The 23693-nt window shown below is 36.5% G+C and carries 20 protein-coding genes and 1 tRNA gene; 13 read left to right on the top strand and 8 right to left on the bottom strand.

Annotated elements, in window-relative coordinates:
• Positions 1-39 precede the first annotated feature (39 nt).
• A complete protein-coding gene (locus IPJ80_00885) occupies positions 40-747 on the bottom strand; it encodes a glycosyltransferase family 2 protein (GenBank protein ID MBK7912037.1) in 708 nt (235 codons plus the stop codon).
• Positions 748-983: 236 nt separating this feature from the next.
• Between IPJ80_00885 and IPJ80_00880 the strand changes: the two genes are divergently transcribed.
• Positions 984-2480 (top strand): right-handed parallel beta-helix repeat-containing protein, encoded by a 1497-nt coding sequence (locus IPJ80_00880; protein ID MBK7912036.1) that lies wholly within the window; start codon positions 984-986, stop codon positions 2478-2480.
• On the opposite strand, the gene IPJ80_00875 is transcribed toward IPJ80_00880, so the two are convergent.
• A complete protein-coding gene (locus IPJ80_00875) occupies positions 2477-3754 on the bottom strand; it encodes an MFS transporter (protein MBK7912035.1) in 1278 nt (425 codons plus the stop codon). The two genes, IPJ80_00880 and IPJ80_00875, sit on opposite strands and share 4 nt — an antisense overlap.
• Before the next feature lie 150 nt (positions 3755-3904).
• On the opposite strand from IPJ80_00875, the gene IPJ80_00870 reads away from it, so the two are divergent.
• The 4 genes from IPJ80_00870 to IPJ80_00855 all read left to right on the top strand — a co-directional run bounded on the left by IPJ80_00870 (position 3905) and on the right by IPJ80_00855 (position 7911).
• Complete coding sequence (locus IPJ80_00870; protein ID MBK7912034.1) at positions 3905-4783, top strand: RimK family alpha-L-glutamate ligase; 879 nt, start codon at positions 3905-3907, stop codon at positions 4781-4783.
• Positions 4784-4804: 21 nt separating this feature from the next.
• Positions 4805-5770 (top strand): succinylglutamate desuccinylase/aspartoacylase family protein, encoded by a 966-nt coding sequence (locus IPJ80_00865; GenBank protein MBK7912033.1) that lies wholly within the window; start codon positions 4805-4807, stop codon positions 5768-5770.
• Between the two features lie 121 nt (positions 5771-5891).
• Positions 5892-7229, top strand: coding sequence for a D-alanyl-D-alanine carboxypeptidase/D-alanyl-D-alanine-endopeptidase (gene dacB, locus IPJ80_00860; GenBank protein MBK7912032.1), 1338 nt, complete (start codon positions 5892-5894; stop codon positions 7227-7229).
• Positions 7230-7233: 4 nt separating this feature from the next.
• Positions 7234-7911 carry a methyltransferase domain-containing protein gene (locus IPJ80_00855; protein ID MBK7912031.1) on the top strand — a complete coding sequence of 226 codons (678 nt, stop codon included), beginning with the start codon at positions 7234-7236 and terminating at the stop codon, positions 7909-7911.
• Here the strand turns inward: IPJ80_00855 and IPJ80_00850 are convergent, their stop codons facing one another.
• On the bottom strand, positions 7912-9180 hold the full coding sequence (locus tag IPJ80_00850) for an adenylosuccinate synthase (protein MBK7912030.1): 1269 nt from the start codon (positions 9178-9180) through the stop codon (positions 7912-7914). It abuts the gene before it with no gap.
• Positions 9181-9313: 133 nt separating this feature from the next.
• Positions 9314-11548, bottom strand: a complete 2235-nt coding sequence (locus tag IPJ80_00845; GenBank protein MBK7912029.1) for a bifunctional (p)ppGpp synthetase/guanosine-3',5'-bis(diphosphate) 3'-pyrophosphohydrolase — start codon at positions 11546-11548, stop codon at positions 9314-9316.
• Between the two features lie 170 nt (positions 11549-11718).
• Between IPJ80_00845 and IPJ80_00840 the strand changes: the two genes are divergently transcribed.
• From IPJ80_00840 to IPJ80_00815, 6 genes are all read left to right on the top strand, one after another.
• Positions 11719-11800, top strand: a tRNA-Leu gene (locus tag IPJ80_00840).
• 66 nt (positions 11801-11866) lie between these two features.
• Positions 11867-13240 (top strand): hypothetical protein, encoded by a 1374-nt coding sequence (locus IPJ80_00835; GenBank protein MBK7912028.1) that lies wholly within the window; start codon positions 11867-11869, stop codon positions 13238-13240.
• Positions 13241-13257: 17 nt separating this feature from the next.
• The gene (locus tag IPJ80_00830; protein ID MBK7912027.1) at positions 13258-13944 is read left to right on the top strand and encodes an ATP-dependent Clp protease proteolytic subunit; all 687 of its coding nucleotides are present in this window, start codon (positions 13258-13260) and stop codon (positions 13942-13944) included.
• Positions 13945-13949: 5 nt separating this feature from the next.
• Positions 13950-15203 carry an ATP-dependent Clp protease ATP-binding subunit ClpX gene (gene clpX, locus IPJ80_00825; protein MBK7912026.1) on the top strand — a complete coding sequence of 418 codons (1254 nt, stop codon included), beginning with the start codon at positions 13950-13952 and terminating at the stop codon, positions 15201-15203.
• Between the two features lie 162 nt (positions 15204-15365).
• Positions 15366-15722 (top strand): DoxX family protein, encoded by a 357-nt coding sequence (locus IPJ80_00820; protein ID MBK7912025.1) that lies wholly within the window; start codon positions 15366-15368, stop codon positions 15720-15722.
• Between the two features lie 254 nt (positions 15723-15976).
• Entirely contained in the window at positions 15977-16756 is a 780-nt protein-coding gene (locus tag IPJ80_00815) for a tRNA pseudouridine synthase A (GenBank protein MBK7912024.1), read from the top strand.
• On the opposite strand, the gene IPJ80_00810 is transcribed toward IPJ80_00815, so the two are convergent.
• Positions 16730-18016 carry a serine hydroxymethyltransferase gene (locus IPJ80_00810; protein ID MBK7912023.1) on the bottom strand — a complete coding sequence of 429 codons (1287 nt, stop codon included), beginning with the start codon at positions 18014-18016 and terminating at the stop codon, positions 16730-16732. The two genes, IPJ80_00815 and IPJ80_00810, sit on opposite strands and share 27 nt — an antisense overlap.
• A gap of 203 nt (positions 18017-18219) precedes the next feature.
• Positions 18220-19431, bottom strand: coding sequence for an HD domain-containing protein (locus IPJ80_00805; GenBank protein ID MBK7912022.1), 1212 nt, complete (start codon positions 19429-19431; stop codon positions 18220-18222).
• A 57-nt stretch (positions 19432-19488) separates the two neighbouring features.
• On the opposite strand from IPJ80_00805, the gene IPJ80_00800 reads away from it, so the two are divergent.
• The gene (locus IPJ80_00800) at positions 19489-21054 is read left to right on the top strand and encodes a PglZ domain-containing protein (protein ID MBK7912021.1); all 1566 of its coding nucleotides are present in this window, start codon (positions 19489-19491) and stop codon (positions 21052-21054) included.
• Between the two features lie 45 nt (positions 21055-21099).
• On the opposite strand, the gene IPJ80_00795 is transcribed toward IPJ80_00800, so the two are convergent.
• Together IPJ80_00795 and tatC are read right to left on the bottom strand one after the other, a co-directional pair.
• Positions 21100-21534 (bottom strand): hypothetical protein, encoded by a 435-nt coding sequence (locus tag IPJ80_00795; GenBank protein MBK7912020.1) that lies wholly within the window; start codon positions 21532-21534, stop codon positions 21100-21102.
• On the bottom strand, positions 21531-22331 hold the full coding sequence (gene tatC, locus IPJ80_00790; protein ID MBK7912019.1) for a twin-arginine translocase subunit TatC: 801 nt from the start codon (positions 22329-22331) through the stop codon (positions 21531-21533). Before tatC ends, IPJ80_00795 begins: the two co-directional genes overlap by 4 nt.
• A 135-nt stretch (positions 22332-22466) precedes the next feature.
• Here tatC and IPJ80_00785 point away from each other — a divergent pair, with 135 nt between their 5' ends.
• Positions 22467-23651 (top strand): gliding motility-associated C-terminal domain-containing protein, encoded by a 1185-nt coding sequence (locus IPJ80_00785; GenBank protein MBK7912018.1) that lies wholly within the window; start codon positions 22467-22469, stop codon positions 23649-23651.
• The last annotated feature ends 42 nt before the right edge of the window (positions 23652-23693 follow it).

Raw genomic sequence — 23693 nt, 5'->3', positions numbered from 1 at the left:
AGCCTTAACGCATCTTAGTCAAAATTTTTTAACACAATTTTAACCTTTAACATATGTTTTGAATATTGTCAACAGAATCTTTGAAGCTGCACCGAAAATGCCCTTAATTGTACCGGAAATTTTTGATTTGCCAATACGTTTTCGATAGCTTACTGGAACTTCACCAAATTTCATTTTACTCCTTGCGGCCTTAATTTGCATTTCTACAGTCCATCCATAATCCGGATCTTCCATTTTTAATTCCAATAATTTGTCAAAACGGATGGCTCGAAAGGGCCCCAAATCACTAAACTCATATTTATAGAGTAGTTTTATTAAAAAGCAGGCGAGGACATTTCCAAATCGCTGGATCAGCCCAAGAGAACCGGCTTCCGGATTTCCCTTAACTCTGGATCCAATGACCAAATCAATGTCTGAATCTTGAAAGGGCTCCAGGAGTTTCAAGAGTTCTTCCGGGTAGTCTGAATAATCCCCATCCATAAATACCAGAATGTCCGGATAGCTATTCGGACCAAGTTCAATTAAATGCTGGATTCCTGTTTTACATGCAGAGCCATATCCACGCTGTTTAGCATGCAAAACGGTTGCGCCATGTGCTTTCGATACTTCAACGGTCGCATCCTGGCTGCCATTATCACATACGTAAATACTTCGGACAACTTCCCTGGGTATAGCATCAATCACCAATCCAATCGATTGCTCTTCATTTAATGCCGGTATAATTACATCAACTACCGGATGCATCATTAACACAGTGGATCAATGTAAGCTAGAGGGCTTTTAAAGCCTTGGTCAGATAGGTTAATACAAAAGGTAGCCCCAACCAGAACCATGCAGGGAAATACACCAATAAAAATACGGTGACGGCAGTCGAGATTATAAAATAGAGCCAATCACTTTTTTGGGAGGTATTATTGTCTGACATGTGTAAGATTTAAAGTGCAAAAATAGTATTATTTTATAATCTAACTTTAGGCGATTTTATGAAACTAAGGATATTAAGAGCTGTTGGACTATTTTGTACTTATTTACTCCTTTTCTGGTCTATAGGATCCTGCCATAAGGAAAATTTTACGGAGGATCCAAGAGCCATGCTTCGTTTTGAACAAGACACACTGAGCTTTGACACGGTTTTTACAAGCATTGGATCGGCAACCCGTGTTCTTAAAGTTTACAATCCAAACAAACAGTCAATTCGGATTGATAGAATCTATATCCCGGGTGCGAATCCATCTGAATTTAATTTTAACATCGACGGCTTACCTGGTAATGATGTTTCAAATCTTGAGATTCGGGCAGAAGATAGCATTTACCTTTTTTGCGAAGTCCGAGTCAATCCAAATGACCCTCCGGAAATCAGTCCGTATATAAAATTAGATAGCATTGTTTTTGAATACAATAGTCATTCCGATCGGATGATTTTAATGGCCTTTGGACAAAATGCTAATTACTTTCCCTCCAAAGCATTTAAAGGGCAAGCTGGGATTATCGACCTTCAAGGGGGGAGTTTAATCTGGGATGATCCTAAACCTTATATATTTTATGGAGTAGTATATATTGACCACGGATCATTTATTATTAAGGAAGGAACGCGTGTCCATTTTTGGGGTGGTCTTACAAAGACAAAGGATTCGAATGGAAACGATGTATTTTATAATGACGGCAGATTAATCATTGGTGCAGATGCCAACTTGCAAGTCACTGGATCGAAAGCACGGCCAGTAATTTTTGAAGGAGTAAGACTTGAACCAGCCTTTAAAAATACAAGCGGTCAGTGGTCAGGGATTTTTTTTGATAAAGGCAGCAAGGGAAATTCAATTGAATTTGCTGAAATTAAAAATAATTTGCTCGGGGTCTATTGTGATTCTATTGTTGAATGTAATATTTCAAATACGAAAATTTACAATAACAGTCTCTATGGAGTATATGCTTCTTCTGCATCTGTAAAACTGGCAAATTGTTTATTTTATAACCAAGGTCTTTCAAGTATAAACATTGAAACAGGTGGAACCTATGCAATCAATTATTGCAGCCTGGTAAATTTTGGAAATACAGAACCAGCGCTCTTTCTGAGTAATTCGCGATGCATAGATTTTCCTTTTTGTGAAATCGTCTACGAACATCCACTACACGTTTTAATTCAGAATAGTGTAATTACCGGTTCAGATCGGGATGAATTATGGATGAATGAAAAAATGAGTTCGGCATTTAAACCTTTTTTTAAAAATTGTTTATTTCGGATTGATGAATTAATCAAAGTATTTCCTGATTTCAATTCATCCTATACGGATCAATGTGAAATATATTCAAGCTTTGACCACCTTTTTAAAGATATTTCAAAAAATGATTTTCATCCGGATACCTTATCCGTTCTTGAAATGAAAGCACTCGTCATTCCGGAGATTGATTCAGATTTGGATGGAGTAATGCGCGATTTAATCAAACCGGACATTGGTTGTTATGAATACATCGTGCGTTAATCGGTAAGCCGTACCGAAGATTTATTTACTTTTTGAATGATGATTCCTGCCAGTAAAAAAAACACAAACAAAGCGAGTACACTGCTGCGCATGCTTCCGGTATATTGATTGATAAAACCAAACACGAAGGTTCCAAATACGATTGAAGTATAATAAATCGAATCATAGAAACTAAAGAAGCAGGTAGTATCCGGATGATTTTTAGGAATTATTTTTGAATATGTTGATCGTGAAATTGCTTGAATGCCACCTAATACCATTCCAACCATGGCAGATAAAATATAAAATTGAATTTGCGTATTTACAAAATATGCTGCGACACAAATGATTGCCCAGATTCCGATCATAATTTTCAAAGCTATTAGATTATGGGTCTTGCGCGAAATCATGGCAAAAACCAGTGCTCCTATAATTGCAACTAATTGTAAAATCAGAATAACCAGAATGAGCTCTGCAGATTCAAAATGTAATTCTTTTTTTGCAAAAGAGGATGCCAGGTAAATTACAGTTTGTACTCCGGCACTGTAAAAAAAATAAGCGCTTAGATAAAATTTGGAATCCCGGTCGTGGCGTGTAAAATTCCAGGCTTTTTTTAATTCTCCTATGCCATGAAAGAGATTTATTTTTTTTTGAGAATCCCGTTGGTCTTTAGGCAGCCACAAAAAAGCAAATTGTGAAAAACCAATCCACCAAATACCCACACTTAAAAATGAAAGCCTGGCCGCATACTTTCCATCACTTAATCCAAACCAATCGGGATGTTGTATCATAACGATGTTCAAACACATCAGGATGACAGAACCAATATATCCAAAAGCATATCCTCTTGCACTTAATTTATCCGCACGATCGGGTGGAACGAGATGCGACAAATACGAATCATAAAATACCAAGGATCCGGCATGACAAGCCGTAGCCATTAAAAATCCGGAAAGGCCAATCCAAAGTGTATCGGGTCCATCAAAAAAATATAAAATCATACAGCCTAAACTACCCAAACTGGTAAAAATTCGCATAAATAGCTTGCGATATCCGCTGTAATCAGCTATGCCTGATAATATGGGTGAAAGCAAACTTATGAACAAATACGCGAAGCTTACTGAAAAAGCGTAAAGGGACGCATTGGATAAATTTAAACCCAATAGGGAAATTGATGTTGGCGAGTTGTCTAAAAAATAAATTGGAAAGATGGCTGTAGAAATGACTAAGGAATACGATGAGTTAGCCCAATCAAACATTACCCAACCAAATTCAGCCTTTTTATTCTTATCCATAGTCAATGTCAATTAAAATTCCAAATTAATGGAATTTTCTAAAAGGCATGTGAGTATGTTATAAATTCTTAATGAATTTAAATCCAATCGATCATAAAATGGGCTATTTTGTCGCTTTAATTTTGTTGAATAGAATCAGGAATCGAAGGAATGAGAATATTAATTTTATCCAGAAACGCATCGCTGTATAGTACTCAAAGTCTAATTTCAGCGGCTATCCGACGAGGGCATCAGGTACAAGTTGCTGACCACTTGATGTGCAATTTGGTTATTGAAAACCAAAATCCTCAACTTTATGTAGGATTAGACCCAATTGGCCCTATTGATGCCGTAATTCCAAGAATTGGAGCTTCGGCAACTGAATACGGTGCTGCAGTTATACGCCAGATCGAAGCTATGGGAATTTTTACTAGCGTCTCTTCCGAAGCCCTGTTAAAAGCAAGAAACAAATTGCATTGCATGCAAATATTGAGCAGTGCAGGTCTGGATGTGCCAAAGTCGGGCATTTCTGGAGGAGACCTGTGTGCAGGTTTGGTTTACGACCAAATTAGTTCGGGTAAAGCTGTGATAAAGTTATTGTCCAGTACACAAGGATTGGGTGTAATTTTATCGCATACTAAAAACCAGGGTGTTTCAGTTATTGAAGGTTTTCATCGGGTAGGTCAAGATGTGATGGTTCAGGAATTTGTTGAGGACGCGGATGGATCTGATATCAGGGCTTTTGTTGTGGATGGTGAAATTGTTGGATCGATGATTCGCCAGGCGGTTCCAGGTGAATTCAGATCGAATATTCATCGGGGGGCTTCAGCTTTAATGGTAGATTTAACAGATCAGGAACGTACGGCAGCCATCACCGCAAGTAAATTATTGGGTTTGTCAATTGCAGGAGTGGATATTCTTCGTGCATCTCGGGGACCGCTGATTTTAGAAGTCAATGCATCACCAGGATTAGAAGGGATCGAAGGAACGACAAAAGCCGATATTGCGGGAAAAATAATCAGTTATATAGAACGCAATGTCAGGAAATAAATCATTTACTAAATTTAATTGATGTCAGGTTTTATCTTACAAGGACAGGAGTTTCCACCAGGCAGTTCGGGACTGGTTCGGATTAATGCAGGTAGATTGCCTTCAGGAAATCGGATTTCTATTTTTACGTACATATTCAGAAGTAAGAATCCTGGTCCTACCGTTTTGTTATTGGGAGGCATGCACGGAGACGAAATAAATGGTGTTGAGATTATAAGAAGAGCGATTGCAGAAAAATTATTTCACCAACTGACTGCAGGTACTGTGATTGCAATTCCTTTATTAAATATTTTTGGTTTTATAAATTTTTCAAGGGATGTACCGGATGGGAAAGATGTTAACAGAAGTTTTCCTGGTACGGGATCTGGATCATTGGCATCCCGGATTGCTAAAATTATTACAAAGAAAATATTGCCTTTGGTAGATTTTGGAATTGATTTTCATACAGGTGGCGAACAACATTATAACTATCCACAAATCCGATTTTCATCAAAACATGAAGAAGCTAAATCATTGGCTTTGAAATGTAATTTCAATTTAATGGTTGAGAAAGTTTTGGTTGCAAAATCATTGCGTAAAATTGCCAAGGATATGAAAATACCAATTATTATTTATGAAGGAGGGGAGTCAAATAAATTAGACCCATTTTCTATTCAACAAGGTCTTAAACTGATTAGGGAATTATTGTTTAAATCAAACATGTTGGCTCAAGGATCAAAGCCACAAGGAATTCGAAGATTGTTTAGAAAAGCAAGCTGGGAACGAGCACATGAGGGTGGAATTGTAAGCTATCGAAGAGAGTCTGGTAATTTTGTAAGTAAAGGCGAACTGCTTGCAATCATTTCCGATCCATTTGCTCAAAAGGAAACCCGCATGCATGCATCCAAAGATGCATTTATTTTAAGTCACAACAATGCACCCTTGGTGAATGTAGGTGATGGAATGTTTCATCTTGCATACGAAGAAGAAAAATATGCCATATTGTAATCACTTTAGTTGGCTCATTTTTAGCTTCATTTGTTTTTATGCATCTGAAATATATCCACAAAATTTGCATTCTAAAAGACATTTGCATAAAATAACCAAACAATTTGTCAAGAATGATCTGTTGAAACACGCAAGCATCAGTTTTCAAATTTATGATTTAAAAACAAAAAAAAGTATTGCCTCTTACGATGATCAAAGATCATTGATCCCGGCATCCATACAGAAAATACTAAGCTGTGCCACAGTTCTTAAAATTGCAGGACAGGATTTCCAATACAAAACTCCAGTTTATCTGCTGGGTAAAAAATCTACTGAAACTATTTTTGATGGAGATTTGGTCTTCAAAGGAAGTGCTGACCCAAGTTTTGCTTCTCCTTTGATGCCAGGTGTCCAATTGCTTGATGGAATTGCAGATTCTATTTATTTCAATTTGAATGCGAATGGAATAAAAACCATTCGAGGGGATATTATAGTGGATGAACATTTTGTAAGCGATGTTCCTGAAAATCCGGAGTGGTTATATTATGATTTAGCAAACTACTATGGGGCAGGTTGCTTTGGATTTAATTTTATGGAAAATCGAGCCAAAATTGTTTTGAAATCTTCTGATCAAGATGGAAGCATCTGTCCAATTGATTATGTGTCTCCGTCCATTTTAACGAGCTTTTACCAATCTAAACTCGTAGGTTGGAAGGATCTTGATGATCCTGATGTATTTGTAATTGGCAGTGCTACTTCCTGCTTGCAGGAAGTTCGAGGAAATTGGCGGTGCTGCAATTCAGATAGCATGATTATTTATTCTGCATTGAATAAACCTTCTGAAGTATTTAAAGATTTATTAAAACTTGAACTGATTCGGAGGGGAATTCAGTTTGAATTGAGGCAACATGATGATCGTTTTGATTCAACTTTGGTAATGACCATTCATTCACCCAAATTGGAAAAATTGTGTAGCCGCGCTCTAGGTAAATCTGTTAATTTATATTGTGAAAGTTTTTTACATCAAATTGGATATCAATTGAATCAAACTACAGATCGTAAACAAGCCATTCAAAGTTTAGAAAATATGATAAAAAAATTATTTTATTGGAAAGATGCGAATGGATTTGTTTTGGAAGATGGTAGCGGATTGTCTCCCAAAAATATGTTATCAGCATGGCAGATGAATCAATTTTTACTTTGGCTGGATTTTAATTCGGGCTTAACTAATTTTTGGACACTCTTGCCGGATGCAATGCAGGATTCTAAACTAAAACATTCGATTCGACTCAATAAAAAATATAATTTTGGACTTCGACTTAAAAGCGGCTCCATGGAACGTGTAAAAACATATGCTGGTTATATTACTGAAAATTCAAAGCCGCGTTATTGTGTGAGCATCCTGATCAATCATTATACTTGTTCGGGCGAAGAAATGAATGCCTTGCTTGGGAATTTATTTAACCAGTTATTAAATTAAACACATGAACTATATTTTAGGAGTATGTTGCTTGTTTTGTTTTATACAGTGCACAAATCCTCCAAAACATTTGCCTTACGAAAAGCTTAAAAACAATGCGGATAGCATAACTGTCGAAGATTCCGAATCAAATGATGAAGACATTCGGGATCGCACAATTTGGCAAAAGCCTTATGAAGTAATTCATATGTTAGGCTCATTAGAAGGCAAAACGGTTGCAGATATTGGAGCGGGCAGTGGATATTTTTCATTTCGATTTATTTATGAAGCTGCACACGTAATAGCCATTGACATTGAACCTGAATTGATTCAACTCATGGATCAGGAAATTAAATTTTACAAACAAGATTTACAAGATAAAATTGAAGCTCGATTGGCTACTCCTAATGACCCAAAATTACAACCAGCCGAAGTTGATATCGTTTTTATGTCAAATACCTATACGTATTTACCCAATCGGGTAAATTATCTCAAAGAGTTAAAATCAAAATTCAAACCAGGTGGAAAAATCATGATAATTGATTTTAAAAAGAAGTTAAGTCCGATAGGTCCGGCTCAAAAAAATAGATTAGCGCAATCTGAAGTGGAACAGAATTTATTGGATGCCGGCTATCGTTTGTTGGTTTCAGATGATCGTAAATTGGAATACCAATACATCATTATTGCAGAACCCAAACCCTGATTAAAAACAAATCAACTCATCTCGTCCTGGTCCGGTAGACAAGTAAGATAAGGGGATTCCGGTTTTTGTTTCAAGGATATTAATAAAGTCTTTAACTGGTTTTGGCAGTTGATCGGGTATTTTACAATGTTCAAGATGTTGTAACCAACCAGGTACGCTGGATGTGTTTACATTTTTTATTTGCTGCAAATCAAATGGCCATTCAAGGGTAGTTTGATTAGTATTTAATGTATAGGAATCAACACACTTGATTTCTTCAAATGAATTCAAGACATCCAGTTTCGTAATACATAAATCGCTGACGCCATTAATCATGCAACTGTAATGCAATTGGACTAAATCGAGCCATCCACATCTTCTGGGTCTTCCAGTGGTAGATCCAAATTCGTTGCCTTCTTTCCTCAATCGTTCACCGGTTTCGTCCAGTAATTCTGAAGGAAATGGTCCTGAACCTACCCGGGTGCAATAGGCTTTTGCAATGCCAATGATTTTTCGAATGCTTTTTGGTGCAATGCCCAAACCAGTGCAAATTCCAGCAGCGATGGTATTGGATGAAGTGACATACGGATAGGTTCCAAAATCAACGTCTAACATGGTGCCCTGAGCACCTTCTGCCAGAACATTTGCCTGTTTATTTAATAGTTGGTTCACCCAAAATTCACCCGCGCACAGTTGAAGTGTTCTGATTTGATCAATGGATTCAAACCATTTTGTTTCTTCTTCTTCAATTGGGAATTCAGTTTTTGGAAATAATTTTAAAAATTGTAAATGCTTTTCTTTTAAGCTATAGTAGTCTTGTTTGAAACTTGCTGACAAAAGATCTCCAATGCGCAAACCATTTCTGCCGGTCTTGTCCATGTAACAGGGTCCGATACCTCTGAGAGTTGATCCAATTTTATTTTTGCCTTTCGAAACTTCCGACGCAAGATCTATCCAGCGATGGGTTGGCAGAATCAGATGTGCCTTTTGTGAAATGTACAGGCGATCCCTTAAATCCGGTATTTCCTGATTTAACATATCCAATTCTTTAACCAGGGTCGTTGGATCAATGACCACCCCATTTCCTATGAGATTTAAGGTATTGGTCCTGAAAACTCCGGAAGGTAGGGTATGAAGAACAAATTTCTTTCCGTGAATCCACAACGTATGACCTGCATTTGGACCACCCTGAAAACGACAGACAGCCTGATATTTATCAGCCAGAAAGTCAACGATTTTACCTTTTCCTTCGTCTCCCCATTGTAATCCTAAAATGGCATCTACAGGCATTTTATAAGCGTATTGATTTGCTGCGAAGGTAAATATTTAGATTATAAAAAAACAAATATGTTTTTAAATCGAATTGGATTCAGATGAATTAGCAATAGGGTAAATGAAATTGTAGGTATTGAAAACCAATCGGTTAATGGTCAACGCGGTGAACGCTTGAAATTCCTTCCAGCTGGGATAAGGCCGTAATGATATAATTTAAATGGGTTCGATTATTTACGGTTAATCCGATTTTTCCTTCAAAAGTTCCTTGGTGGCCTTTGATGCTAAAGCTGGTAATGTTGACGCCCAATTTAGTTGAAATGTGATGGGAAAGCCTTTCGATAACACCGGGTCCGTCATCGATTCCAATAATTAATAATTCTGCATTAAAGGTTTCTTCCAATTTATCAGACCATTCTGCTTTCAAAATCCGATAGCCGTGATTGACCATGAGATGTTCGGCATTCGGACAATTGGATCGGTGAATTCGCAAGCCACTATTCGTAGTGACATATGCAAATATTTCATCTCCATGCAATGGATTGCAACAATGTGCCAAGGTGTAATGATACTGTCGTGCATTTTCGCCATTTACCAAAATTCCTACATTTTGTTTAGCTGCAGCGGGGCCTGATTTAGCAACGGGCTCTTTATCTTCTACGGGTTCTGGTTTGATTTCTATCAGACGCCCTTTGTCAATGTTAAATGTTTTAAGGCTTTCTGTTACATCCAGTCGTTCTTCCCCAATTGCACAATATAAATCAAAGCGAGTTTTAAAATTAAATGTCTTTGCTAATAAATCTAAATTCTCGTCTAACAATAATTTACCATTTTTAAATTTGCGTTCGAGAATTTCTTTTCCCATATCAGCAGCCTTTCTCTTTTCTTCTTTCAAAGCAGTGCGAATGCGTGATCTGGCTTTTCCGGTCACAACCAATTGAATCCAGTCTTCAGTTGGTTTTTGATTTTTATTGGTAAGAATCTGAACCTGATCCCCACTTTCCAAGGCTTGCCCCATTGGAACCAATTTATTATTTACTTTAAAAGCGCTTGCATGATATCCAATATCTGTATGAATCGAAAAAGCAAAATCCAATACGGTGGCTCCTTTTGGTAAAACTTTCATATCACCATTGGGGGTATAGATGTAAACTTCCTCGCCGTATAAATTTGCTTTAAAGTCATTTAAAAATTCAATGGCATCGTTATGTGGTGTTTCCAAAACATCCCGTACGCTGTCAAACCAATGATCATACACACTTTGAAGACTATTGACTTCTTTGTATTTCCAATGGGCTGCAAATCCTTTTTCAGCAATTTCATCCATTCGTTTAGATCGGATTTGGACTTCAACATACCGACCCCCTGGACCAATTACTGTCGTATGTAAAGATTCATATCCATTAGACTTTGGTGTGGTAATCCAATCTTTTAAACGCTCCGGAATCGGGCGATGGACATCGGTAACTATGCTATAAAATAACCAACAGGCTGATTTTTCTTTTTCAAGTGGAACGTCTAAAACAATCCGGACCGCAAACAAATCATAGATTTCTTCAAAAGCAACTTTTTTTGTTTTGATTTTATTTGAAATGGATGAAATGGTTTTCGGTCTTCCAAATATTTTATATTTTAAATTCAGTTTATCTAATTCAACTTTAAGGGGCTTGATAAAATCATTGATAAATTTATTCCGGTCCTTTTGAGTTTGTTTTAGTTTATTGTTGATTTCATGATACAATTCGGGCTCAGTAATTTTCAAACACAAATCCATGAATTCGGATTTTAAATTATAGAGACCCAATCGATGTGCTAAAGGCGCATAGATATAACTGGTTTCGGCAGCAATTTTTAATTGTTTATGCCGGGGCATTATGTCTATCGTGCGAAGATTGTGAAGCCGGTCAGCCATTTTGATCAGAACGACCCGAACATCCTCAACCAGAGTAGATAAAACTTTTTTGAAATTTTCAGCTTGCGGACTTTCAACATTGTATAAACCATCTAATTTGGTTAGTCCGTCAACAATTTTAGTGATTTTAGGCCCAAATTGTTGTTCAACGTCACCTAATTCAACGGGGGTGTCTTCAACCGTATCGTGCAATAGTGCCGCAATGACTGCAGTAGGACCCAGACCCATTTCTTCATAACAAATTCGGGCAACTTCTAAGGGATGTGTAATATAAGGTTCTCCGGATTTACGCCTTTGATTGCCATGGGCTTTTAAAGCAAATTCAAAAGCATCGCGTATTTGATTTTTATCTTCAATTGCGATCTCGCTATGACTAATTGCACGCAATAAACGGCGATAAGCGGCGCGGATCAAGCGTTGATCCTTTTCTTTTTGTAATTGTAATTGGAGGTCTAATGTTTCCGCAGCTTCCATATCAGAATGACAAAGCTAAATCAAAAATGTTGATTTTTACAAGATTCAATCACTTTTTTCATACTACTTTATTTGTTATTAGAGGGTAACATATTAAATAAATAATATATATGAATGAAAAAGGAAAGATTATCAGATTTGTTCTGATTGATTAACTTTGCCGGGCTTTTGCGGGCGTGGTGAAACTGGCAGACACGCCAGACTTAGGATCTGGTGCCGAAAGGTGTGTGGGTTCGACTCCCTCCGCCCGCACTCTTTAAAACCATAAGGGATACTTTCTTGTTATTTACCCGATTTTCATAATTTCTCAATTGATTCATGAATACACGTTTCGAACCGATATCTGAACATCACGGCTATTTGAATATTACTTTAGATCAAGCTGATTATATGCCTCAGTTTGATGAAGAATTAAAGAAAATTAAGAAAAATGCCAGTATTAAGGGCTTCCGCCAAGGAGCTGCTCCCGACAGTATGTTGCGAAAATTATACGGGGATGGAATCAAAGGGGATTTGTTACAAAAGAATTTAAACGCCATAATTGAAAATTACCAGAAGGATCAGCAACTCCGATTTTTAGGAGACTTAATTCCAGTACCTGCTGAAGCTGAAAATCTTCAAAATGAATCTATAGAATTTAAGTTTGAAGTTGGGATCGCTCCCAAGCCACATCTTGATCAAATGTTGGATGGATTTTCAATTCAAAAATTTAAAGTTGAAATTCCTGAAGAACGCATCACAGAAGAAGTGGATCACATGCGCAATCGTTTTGGGGAATCTACAGAAACGGAAGAGCCTATCATCAAAGAAGATTATCTTGAGATTGAGGCTTATGAAATGGAAAACGGAACATTAAAAGAAGCTGGTTGGAAAACAGAGTTTCCGGTATCGTTGGGCGAACACATGCATGAGTCTTTTTTTGAAAAAGTGGCAGGCTTAAAAAAATCAGATTCTTTTGTTTTTAATATGGATGAGGTTGAAAAAAATCTTACGGAAGACGATATTAAAAAGTATTTGTTAAAAATTAATCCTGACACTGCAGAAACACCCGGAAATACCTTTGAAGGTAAAATATTAAAAGTGATGCGTAAGCAGGCTGCTGCGCTTTCAGAGGAATTTTACAAAAAAGCATTTGGACCTCAGTCTGAAGTCAATAGTGAAGAAGAATTACGTACAAATATCAGAACCAATTTGCAGTCTTATTTTGATGTAGAATGTACCAAGTTGTTAGATATTGAACTTGTAAAGCACATGGTAAACCGCGCAGCACTGAATCTACCGGAGGTTTTTTTAATTAAATGGTTGCAGCAATCTTATGAGGAGTGGCGCACCAAAGAAGGACACGAACTTGAACATTCCATGTTGCATTTTAAAGAAGGGATGGCATGGAATCTAATTCGAGATCAAATCATTGTCGATCATAATATCGAAGTGCAAGTCACAGATATTATTGATTTGGTTATTAATGAAATGAAAAATCAATATCCTGGAGTTCAGTTACCGGATGAATCATGGCAAGAACTTGCAAAGAGAACTTTAGGAAATAAGGAAAAAGCAACTCAATATTATATTGAGGAGCAAAATCGCAAAGCACTGGAATGGATTAAACAACAAATCCAAATTCAAGAAGAATCTATTTCTTTAGATCAATTCAGAGATAAGGTTAAGGCATTAAATGAACACCACCACTAAATTTTAAAACAAGCATTATGTTTTCAAAAGATGAATTTAAAAAATATGCTACCAAACATCTTGGTATGGCATCTATGCATTTAGATAAATACATGGAGCAGTCTGTTCCAAACATTAAAGGATTTACTCCAACGGTGATCGAAGAAAGACAAATGAATGTTGTTGGAATGGATGTATTTAGCCGTTTGATGATGGACCGGATCATTTTTATGGGCGTCCCTGTAAATGATTATGTTGCAAATGTCATCCAGGCGCAGTTGTTGTTTTTAGATTCAGCAGATCCTAAAAGAGACATACAGATGTATATCAATAGTCCGGGCGGATCTGTGATTGACGGACTTGGAATTTATGACACCATGCAATATGTGAACCCAGACGTGGCTACCATTTGTACAGGATTGGCTGCATCCATGGGTGCTGTATTATTGGCTGCAGGCACCAAAGGAAAACGCACTTGTTTAAAACATAGCAGGGTGATGATTCACCAACCTTCAGGAGGTATGCAAGGTCAATTTAGTGATATGGAAATTTCCTATCAACTAATTAAGACCATGAAAAAAGAACTTTATGAAATTCTGGCATATCATACAGAACAACCGTATGAGAAAATCGAACAGGATTGTGACCGGGATAATTGGATGGTAGCCAGTGAGGCTAAAGAATATGGGCTTGTGGACGAAGTTTTAGTAAGAAATCGTAAGTAATCACCATGGCCAAAAAAAGGTCTGATAATTTACAGGATGAAACCTGTGTATTTTGTGGTAAAAACCAATCTGAAGTTGGAATTTTAGTACAAGGAGAAAATGCATCCATTTGCGATGTTTGTATTTTTCATGCGCATCAAATAGTGGAGGAAGAACTATTGAAGGGTGGTCCTAAAAAAACAAAAGCAAAGGAATTTCAATTGCCGGAACATTTTTCTCCAAAGTTTATAAAGAATTATCTGGACCTCTATGTTGTCGGACAAGATGAGGCAAAAAAAACCTTGTCGGTCGCTGTGTACAACCATTATAAGCGCCTGACTGAATTCAAAGACAATGAGGTTGAAATTGAAAAATCAAATGTCTTATTTATAGGTCCAACTGGAACAGGGAAAACCCTGATGGCAAAATCACTTGCCAAGCTTTTAGATGTTCCTTTTGCAATCGTAGATGCCACTTCATTTACGGAAGCTGGTTATGTAGGAGAGGATGTGGAAGGAATGTTGAGCCGTTTGCTGCAGTCTTGTGATTATGATATTTTTCAAGCAGAAAAAGGAATTATATACATTGATGAAATGGATAAGATTTCGCGACGTTCAGAAAATCCATCATTAACTAAAGATGTGGGGGGCGAAGGAGTACAACAAGCGATGCTAAAAATTATTGAAGGCGCTGACGTCAACGTTCCACCAGCCGGGGGGCGCAAGCATCCGGAGCAGCAATTTTTAAAATTAAATACACAGAATATTTTATTTATCTGCGGAGGTGCATTTGACAGCCTGGAAAAAATAATCGCAAAACGATTAAATACGCATGTAATCGGATATTCTCAAGCATCAGAGCGGGTGGATGCATCGGAAGAGAGTTTGATCAAGTATGTTAGCCATCAAGATCTTAAAAAATTTGGTTTAATACCGGAATTATTGGGGCGATTACCGGTTTTGGCTTATTTAGAATCCTTATCAAAAGAATCTTTGATGGAGATTTTGACCTTACCCAAAAATGCAATTATCAAACAATACCAGAAGTTGTTTGCAATGGACAATATTCAATTGGAATTTAAAAAAGAAGCGGTATCCACCATTGCCGAATTGGCCTTTGAGAATAAGTTAGGTGCGCGAGGGTTGCGTTCGATTTGTGAATCTGTATTGAAAGAGGCTATGTTTGAAACCGATCGTGACAAAGTCAATCGAAAAATTACCATCGACAAAGCCTATGTCCTTAAAAGGATTGATAATCAATTGATTAAAAAGACGGCCTAGCACTAAATTCTTTAAATTTTATTATTTCCCTAATTATTATCTGTGAACTAACGGATAGGACTTATTTAATATGAATTAATTTCATATATGAAAAATATGAATTTGATTAAATTGCATTATATTGCAAAAAATTAATTTATTAACCTTCAAAACTCAACGAACATGAATGCATTTATTGGAATTGGTAAGTACTTATTTGCTTTACCCATTGCTGTTTTTGGAATTAATCATTTTTTGTATGCCGATCTGATGGCTGGATTGCCACCATTTGGAGGACTGATTATGGTTTATTTGGTAGGAGCTTGTTTAATTGCTTTTGCAGTCAGTGTGTTTATTGGCAAATATGATAAATTGGCAGCAGTTTGTTTAGCAGTACTCATGATCGTGTTTGTATTAATGATACATAGAGGTGCAGCCATGAGCGGGGATATGGGCAATTTCTTAAAAGATTTGGCAATCGCCGGAGGTGCATTGATGTACGCCGGGGGCTACGCAAAGGACAATAGCATCATAGGATAAAAATTTTTAATTTATATTTGAAAGGCCGGACATTCCGGCCTTTTTTGTTATTCGTATTTTTTAACCCATACATTTTTTAATTTTCGTTGAAGAGTTAAAATCCAATAAAATAATTTCGAACTGAATGAATTTGCAGAAAGCCTGATATCAAATAGCTTGGGGATCATAAATAAGTTTATTGTTTTCTTTTAAGGAATTTTGACTCATAATAAAGTTAATTAAAAATCTGGTTTTAACTGTATGTTTGATGACTGATGCGAATTGTATTAAAATTATCATACCGGGGGGATCATTATTTTGGATGGCAAATTCAAGCCAACCAAATTTCAGTGCAGCAATTGCTTCAGGAAAAAATCAAAGTATTAACAGGTGCAGAGGTTGCCATTACAGGATGTGGGAGAACAGACACCGGAGTTCATGCCCGAAATTATTTTGCACACTTTGATCTACAGGATGAACTCGTTTCTAAACTCAAAATACGCTCTCTGAATGCAATTTTACCTGAAGATATTGCAGTGCATAATATATTTCATACAACGGACGATTTTCACGCACGGTTTGATGCAATCTCAAGAAGTTATGTGTATCGTCTGCAATTAGTCAAGGATCCGTTTCAATTAGCAGAATGTTATTTTTTTAAGGAATGCACAGAATTAAATATTAACAAGCTTCAAGATGCTGCTGAAATAATTTCAACACTTTCAGAATTTAGTTCGTTTGCAAAAACAGGAAGTAATTTACTGACCTTTCCCTGTAATATAATGGAAAGTTATTGGTCTAATCCAGTTCCGGCATATTACGAATATCATATCAAAGCAAATCGTTTTGTAAGAGGCATGGTGCGATTAATTGTAGGCATGTCTATCAATTTGGCACTTGATAAAATTACCAAAGAAGAAATTCTAAAAGATATAAACTTGAAAAAGCAGATCAGCAAATCATATAGCATAGCTGCCAAAGGCTTATGCCTTGAACACATTGAATATGCTCCTGAAAAATTAAATCAATTAGTTGATCTGGATTTCCGGATATAAAGGAAAGCGCTCCATGAATTTATTAATTTCCGTCCGAATTTCTTGAATTTTTATTTCATTATTCCTGTTTGAAATTAAATCATTGATCCAACGTGCCGTTTGCTCAAAATCAGGTTCTTTAAATCCTCTGCTCGTCAATGCAGCTGTACCCAATCGGATTCCAGATGTAATCATTGGGGAAGCCGGATCATTGGGTATCATGTTTTTATTAGTAGTAATGTCTGCCCGAATCAATAATTGTTCAGCTTCTTTGCCCGTAATCTGTTTGCTTTGAAGATCTACTAAAAATAAATGATTGTCAGTACCATCAGAAACAATTTTAAAACCATTGTCTTTCATGGCTTCCGAAAAGGCTTTTGAATTGCGAATGACTTGTTGGGTATAGCTCATGTAATCAACAGTCATTGCTTCTCTGAATGCAACTGCTTTAGACGCAATAACATGCTCTAAAGGACCACCTTGTGTGCCCGGAAAAACAGCACTGTTTAATAATTGGGACATGGGGATCAAGTTTCCTTTTTTGTCCTTTTTTCCAATTGGATTTTCAAAATCCGAACCCATCATAATTATTCCTCCCCGGGGACCGCGAAGGGTCTTGTGAGTGGTTGATGTAATTATATGGCAATAAGGAATTGGATCATTTAATTGTTTGGTTGCAATCAATCCAGCTGGATGCGCAATATCTGCCATAAGCGTAGCGCCACTTTCATCCGCGATTTCCCGGAAGCGTTTATAATCCCAATCTCTGGAATAGGCAGATGCACCACAAATTAATAATTTAGGTTTGTGTTCAATGGCTTTTTGATAAACGGATTCCATATCAATTCTTCCAGTATCCGGATGCAAACCATAAGACACCACTTTAAAATATTTTCCACTAAAATTTACAGGTGAACCATGGGTTAAATGACCACCATGTGCCAGGTCTAGTCCCATTAGGGTGTCTCCAGGTTTTAATAAACTCAATTGAACAGCCATGTTTGCTTGTGCACCGGAATGGGGCTGTACATTGGCATATTGGGCACCAAACAATTTACACAAGGATTCAATGGCCAGATTTTCAATTTCATCAATAACTTCACAGCCACCATAATATCTTTTACCGGGATATCCTTCAGCATATTTATTATTAAGCCAGGTACCAATGCTTTTAATAACATCCAGACTAGCAAAATTTTCTGATGCGATTAATTCTAATCCCCTTCGTTGACGATTTAATTCTTTATTGAGGAGGGCGTTTACAAGTTTATCCTGAATCATGCACTGTTAATTTAGAAGGTGAAGGTAAGTGAATTTAAGATTATTCTAAAAATTCAAGCTAAATCTTAAGTAAATGGGAAGGTTTATAAATAAGTTGATCCACTTGTAATAAGTTTAGATCAACCAGATTAGATTCATTTAAATTTTAAATAGCAAAGATTTCCTGAATAGAAAGAGTAACAAACAACAGCAGGCTTTATAAATTAAATTTCCTTTGGAATGCCAATGAAGTATTTTAACTCCTTGATGGTAAAGTGGTCTAGAGAGATTGCTTCTGAAAGTTTTATAATGCCAGCGGATTTTGTTTGTATCATGATTTCATCCTCATTTGGGTTGTAAGCTTGGAATTCAGAATAATTTTCCTGAACCAATAGGGAAGTATCATTCCGAGAGAGATCAAGTGTATGCTCAGTTTGTTTGCGATACCCTTGTAATACATCTTGTAAAAAATTATTCTTATTATAAATAAGTTTAAAAAACTTACGACTTAATAAGCAATTTGCAAGGTAGGATATTAACGGCTCCTTGGAATGGCTGCAGGTTTTTAAAAGCATTTCGATATCATTATCATCAATTTTTTGAAATGCACGAAGAAGGTCATTTGGATCCTTTTCAGCTGTATCTTGTAAATTGTTAAACAAAAAATACTGCAAGCTTTCAGGTGCAGCGGGGAGATTGTTTGTTTCAAGCTTACACTTACTTAGTAAAACTTCAAGCATGTGTTCTGCCATCAGGGATGTTTTATGCATATACACTTGCCAATACATAAGCCTTCTCGCTGATAAATAACTTTCAATTGATAAAACGGCTTTTTCTTCAAAAACAAGTCTGTCGTCATCAATACCCATCATATTGAGAATGCGATCATAACCAATAGTCCCTTCTACAACGCCGGTAAAAAAACTGTCCCGGTTTAAGTAATCCATACGATCCACATCCAGTTGGCTGGATACCAATTGACAAAGGAATTGCCGGGGATATTTTTTTTGAAATATTTGAATTGCAAGGTTCAGGGCCCCGTTAAATTCCTGATTAAGATCGTTCATAATCAGGAGCGTAAGGTTTTCATGATCTACAGGAACTAAACTATGTTCTAGAACATGTGAAAATGGGCCATGGCCAACATCATGCAATAGAATGGCTATTTGAGCTGCTTCAAACTCTTCTGCATTGATAGGATACCCTTTAAGTTTTAAGGTTTCAAGGGATTTAGTCATTAGGTGAAATGCACCCAATGCGTGCTGAAAACGTGTATGCACAGCTCCTGGGTAAACAAAATGACTCAATCCGAGTTGTTTTATTCGGCGCAATCGTTGAAACCAGGGATGGTCCATTAAATCAGTCAGAATTCCTTTCGGAACCATAATAAATCCATAAATCGGATCATTTATTATTTTGACGGGGCTCGTTGGCATAGATTTGAATACTATCTTTTCAGTTTGAATCGTTTCCTCTTAAAGGCCATCAAATTTATGGATAAAATAAGGATACTTTGGGCAGATGATGAAATAGATCTGTTAAAACCGCAACTTTTTTTTCTTGAGAAAAAGGGTTACCATCTTACTACTACTACAAACGGGCATGATGTTCTTGATCTATTAGAGAAAGATCCTAAATCTGCGGATCTGATTTTTTTAGATGAAAGCATGCCAGGAATTACAGGGCTTGAAACATTGAATCGATTAAGACAAAGAGGGATCCAGCAACCGGTTGTCATGGTGACGAAAAATGAGGCTGAAAATATTATGGAAGAGGCTATCGGATCTGAAATAGCAGATTATTTGATAAAACCGGTAAATCCTAACCAGTTAGTAATGACCATTAAAAAATTAATGGATAATAAACGATTGGTTTCTGAAAAAAATACGATGGATTACCAAATGGCATTCAGGGATCTGTTTATGGAAATAAATGGCAATCCGGATTATAAAGTCTGGGTAGATATCTATAAAAAACTAATTCAGTGGGAATTAAAATTTGACCAAAATGCATCTACCGAAATGCACGAAATTTTAATCAACCAAAAAGCTGAGGCAAATTCTGAATTTTCCAAATACATTATCAATAATTATCAGAAATGGTTTGAAAACCCGACGAAAGAGCAGCCAAGTTGGTCACATCAATTAATGTTGAAAAAAGTATTTCCTTATCTGAAGAATGACATTCCCAGTGTTTTTGTATTGTTAGATAATCTTCGGTTTGACCAATGGAAAGTCATTGAGCCCGTGATTGCAGAGTTGTATTCCATTGAAGATGAAGATTTTTCATTTAGTATCTTGCCTACCACAACGCAATACAGCCGGAATGCTTTATTTGCGGGATTATTACCATCGGAAATTGAAAAGCATTATCCGGATTGGTGGTTAAACGATAATGAAGAGGGAGGTAAAAATTTAAAAGAACCCGATTTATTTGCAAATCTGATTAAAAGAAGTCTTCAAAAGGATTTGAAATTTGAATATTTTAAAGTAACAAATGCCACACATGGTAAAAACCTGGTTGATTCTGCACATAATTTATTGCAAAACAATCTTAGTTTAATCGTTTACAATTTCATCGATATGTTATCGCATGCTCGTACTGAAATGGAAGTGCTCAAAGAATTGGCTTCGGATGAAAAAGCGTACCGATCTCTTACAAAAAGTTGGTTCATGCATTCTCCTCTTTGGGCAACCTTGCAAAAGCTTAGCCAATATAAAGTACAATTATTTATTGCCACAGACCACGGAACCATTCGTGTAAAAGATCCATCTAAAGTGATTGCAGACCGCGAAACGACTACCAACTTGCGTTATAAAGTGGGAAAGAATTTAAATTATGAAAAGAAAGATGTTCTGGAAATAAAGGAACCAAATAAAGTTGGACTTCCTCGTCCGAATTTATCTTCAACTTTTATATTTGCCAAAGAAAATTTTTATTTTCTATATCCAAATAATTTTAATTACTATCAGAATTATTATAGAAATACATTTCAACATGGCGGCATTTCTATGGAAGAAATGATTTGCCCGGTTATTAGATTGGAATCTAAAGCATAAAACATCGAATTCAGCATTCTTTTAATATTGAAATGCTGCAAGGTTTTATTGCTGCAAGGGTTCAATGCGTGATTTAAAATAGTCAAACCTTGCCTTGTCACAAATAAAACGAATGTTTTTACCGAGGCTGCTCTTATAGGCAAGACGTACTTTGACTCGGTTCATCCCAAATAAATGAATTGTTGAAAAACTAACCACCTGATCAAGTGGTAATTTAATGGTCTTAAAGTAGTTTGTTATATAAATATACGAATCATCCAATTCAACGCGTCTTAATTGAAATAAAAAATAATAGATACAAAGTCCAAAAAATAAGTAAAAAGCAATGAACCCAATTTTAATTGGTACTGGATTTGAGAAAGGTAAATCTTCCGGATCTTGAAGCACAAAAAACAAACAAAGGCTTCCAAAAAATACAAACCAGAATACTGGAATAAAGATCGATAAAACCAAGGTCAGGGAAGATGAGATTCGGATCATGAGAGTGGCTTGGGTTCCTTCGGATAATTATATGCAGCAACGTATATACTCAATTCATATAAGATCAAAAGAGGAAACGTGACGACAAGCATTGACGTCACATCCGGTGGAGTGATAATCGCTGCTACTATTGCAATGACTACTATGGCATGCCTCCGGTACGTGCGCATAAATCCTGGCCCCATAATACCAAGTTTTGAGAGAAAATATACAACAAGTGGTAACTCAAACACTAAGCCGGTTGCCATAGTGTACATCGTCATTGAATCGACATATGAACTCAAACTGGCTGAACTTTCAACAAGGTCACTGACATTGTATGATGCGAGAAATGCTATAGAAAAAGGGGCTAAAATGAAATAACCAAACAAGACACCCAATAGAAATAGAAAGGTGCACCAAAAGATTACACCGGTAGTAGCCTTTACCTCTTTGTCGTACAAGCCTGGTTTTACAAAACGCCAAAACTCCCAAAATACCAGGGGGAATGCCAAGATCAAGCCGATAAAAAAACTAACCTTTAAATGAACAATCAATTGCTCACTCAATTCTCTTGTAAACAATTTAATGTCCTTAGGTGAAATACAGGTAAACTCTGATAAATTACAAAAAAAGCGATAGGTTACAAAATCTTCATGGACCGGGCCCAATACCACCGTATCAATCACAAAACTTTTTTGAGTAAATACGATAACAGCAGCTACACAGATGTAAGCAGCAGAACGAAATAGGTGACCTCGTAATGCATCAATGTGATCCAGAAAACTCATTTCCTGGTCTGGGGGAGTGGTTCGCACCTTATTTTTGAAGAGTCTCGCTAACATAAATGAATCGAAGCGACGGCAAAACTACATATATTTTTATACCCACTTTTAGACCTTTTTCAAAAAACAAGGTTTATTCCCTTAAGGAATTCATAATTTTGAGTCTTTATGAATCGAATACTAATTTTTATACTCTTTTTCCCTGTTTTGCTCCCTGCTCAGCAAAAACTGAAATTTAGTTACTCGTTTGACCAATGCGCATTAACAGAACTTTCACAACAGACCAATCCGGCTACAACATCCAAAGCTCCAGTTTGTGTGTGTGGACTTGAAAACGATGCCTTGGAACTCAACAATCAAATACTTACCTTACCATTGCAGGCCGATACATTTTTTTACGGTGACTTCAGTTTGGGTTTTTCAATTGCCATTCAACCTGGAATTGGAAATTTTGATGTGTTGTCAAAAATGAAAAGCTGCAATGCAGATACCTCATTTATGATTGTTTATCAATCTAAAGATTCTACTTTTGTTTGTTCGTTACAACAAGGTTTTGATAAATTTATTCAATTAGTTGGAAAAGCAGATGCCGGACAATGTTGGCAGCAAATTGTACTAACTAGATCTGCCGGGCAATTTCGTTTATTTATAAATGGGGCTTTGAAAGACGAGCAATCCTCCAATTTTATATTGAGATTAAATAACAACGTTCCAATCAGTTTTAATGGATCTCCTTGCAATTTTGCAGCTAAAATGAATGGTTTGTTGGATAATGTGTATCTGACCAACTACAGTCTGAATAGTTCTCAGGTTTTGAATGCACAAATTCTTCAAGATCAAATTTTAACTTCAGACAGTTTAATTTTTGCAGGATCCTCTTTTAATATCCGTGCAGAAAGCGAATGTGCTTCCACCATCCAATGGACTCCTTCCAACGGATTAAGTTCCAGTTCAATCTTGAATCCCTTGGCCAGCCCATTACAAACAACCAAGTACTTTTTAAATGTCAGGCACGGTTTCTGTACAGCAACAGATAGTGTTTTGATAAAAGTCATTGATACGTCCAAAATTGATTGCTCCCAGCTTCGATTGCCAACAGCATTTTCACCTAATAATGATCAAGTCAATGATGTATTTTTTATTTCTAATAACTACATTATAGAAACACTCCATTACTTTGATATCATAGATCGAAATGGCTCTTTGATGGTACGTTACCAGGATCCTAAAAGCCAATGGGATGGTAGTTGGAATGGCAAAGAACTTACACCGGGTACTTATTATTATCGAATTTCCTATTCATGTAAAAATGAAGACTACAAAGTCAAAGGAAGTTTTTTTCTCTTGAAATAAACGTTCAAACGAGTTAGCTAAATTGGAGGTCTAAACCTTATT

The organism is Saprospiraceae bacterium (assembly GCA_016714025.1).
Lineage (GTDB): Bacteria > Bacteroidota > Bacteroidia > Chitinophagales > Saprospiraceae > Vicinibacter.
Note: the sequence above shows the minus strand (reverse complement) of the source record. Positions and strands in the feature narration are given on the sequence as shown.

What these genes read in the sequence shown, in the direction of transcription:
- IPJ80_00870 (MBK7912034.1), top strand. Translation starts at nt 3,905, where the DNA reads ATGAGAATATTAATTTTATCCAGAAACGCATCGCTGTATAGTACTCAA.
- IPJ80_00835 (MBK7912028.1), top strand. Translation starts at nt 11,867, where the DNA reads ATGAATACACGTTTCGAACCGATATCTGAACATCACGGCTATTTGAAT.
- IPJ80_00820 (MBK7912025.1), top strand. Translation starts at nt 15,366, where the DNA reads ATGAATGCATTTATTGGAATTGGTAAGTACTTATTTGCTTTACCCATT.
- IPJ80_00785 (MBK7912018.1), top strand. Translation starts at nt 22,467, where the DNA reads ATGAATCGAATACTAATTTTTATACTCTTTTTCCCTGTTTTGCTCCCT.
- IPJ80_00805 (MBK7912022.1), bottom strand. Translation starts at nt 19,431, where the DNA reads ATGCCAACGAGCCCCGTCAAAATAATAAATGATCCGATTTATGGATTT.
- IPJ80_00795 (MBK7912020.1), bottom strand. Translation starts at nt 21,534, where the DNA reads ATGATCCGAATCTCATCTTCCCTGACCTTGGTTTTATCGATCTTTATT.
- IPJ80_00810 (MBK7912023.1), bottom strand. Translation starts at nt 18,016, where the DNA reads ATGATTCAGGATAAACTTGTAAACGCCCTCCTCAATAAAGAATTAAAT.
- IPJ80_00880 (MBK7912036.1), top strand. Translation starts at nt 984, where the DNA reads ATGAAACTAAGGATATTAAGAGCTGTTGGACTATTTTGTACTTATTTA.
- IPJ80_00800 (MBK7912021.1), top strand. Translation starts at nt 19,489, where the DNA reads ATGGATAAAATAAGGATACTTTGGGCAGATGATGAAATAGATCTGTTA.
- IPJ80_00875 (MBK7912035.1), bottom strand. Translation starts at nt 3,754, where the DNA reads ATGGATAAGAATAAAAAGGCTGAATTTGGTTGGGTAATGTTTGATTGG.
- IPJ80_00850 (MBK7912030.1), bottom strand. Translation starts at nt 9,180, where the DNA reads ATGCCTGTAGATGCCATTTTAGGATTACAATGGGGAGACGAAGGAAAA.
- IPJ80_00865 (MBK7912033.1), top strand. Translation starts at nt 4,805, where the DNA reads ATGTCAGGTTTTATCTTACAAGGACAGGAGTTTCCACCAGGCAGTTCG.
- IPJ80_00845 (MBK7912029.1), bottom strand. Translation starts at nt 11,548, where the DNA reads ATGGAAGCTGCGGAAACATTAGACCTCCAATTACAATTACAAAAAGAA.
- IPJ80_00855 (MBK7912031.1), top strand. Translation starts at nt 7,234, where the DNA reads ATGAACTATATTTTAGGAGTATGTTGCTTGTTTTGTTTTATACAGTGC.
- IPJ80_00815 (MBK7912024.1), top strand. Translation starts at nt 15,977, where the DNA reads ATGCGAATTGTATTAAAATTATCATACCGGGGGGATCATTATTTTGGA.
- IPJ80_00830 (MBK7912027.1), top strand. Translation starts at nt 13,258, where the DNA reads ATGTTTTCAAAAGATGAATTTAAAAAATATGCTACCAAACATCTTGGT.
- clpX (MBK7912026.1), top strand. Translation starts at nt 13,950, where the DNA reads ATGGCCAAAAAAAGGTCTGATAATTTACAGGATGAAACCTGTGTATTT.
- IPJ80_00885 (MBK7912037.1), bottom strand. Translation starts at nt 747, where the DNA reads ATGATGCATCCGGTAGTTGATGTAATTATACCGGCATTAAATGAAGAG.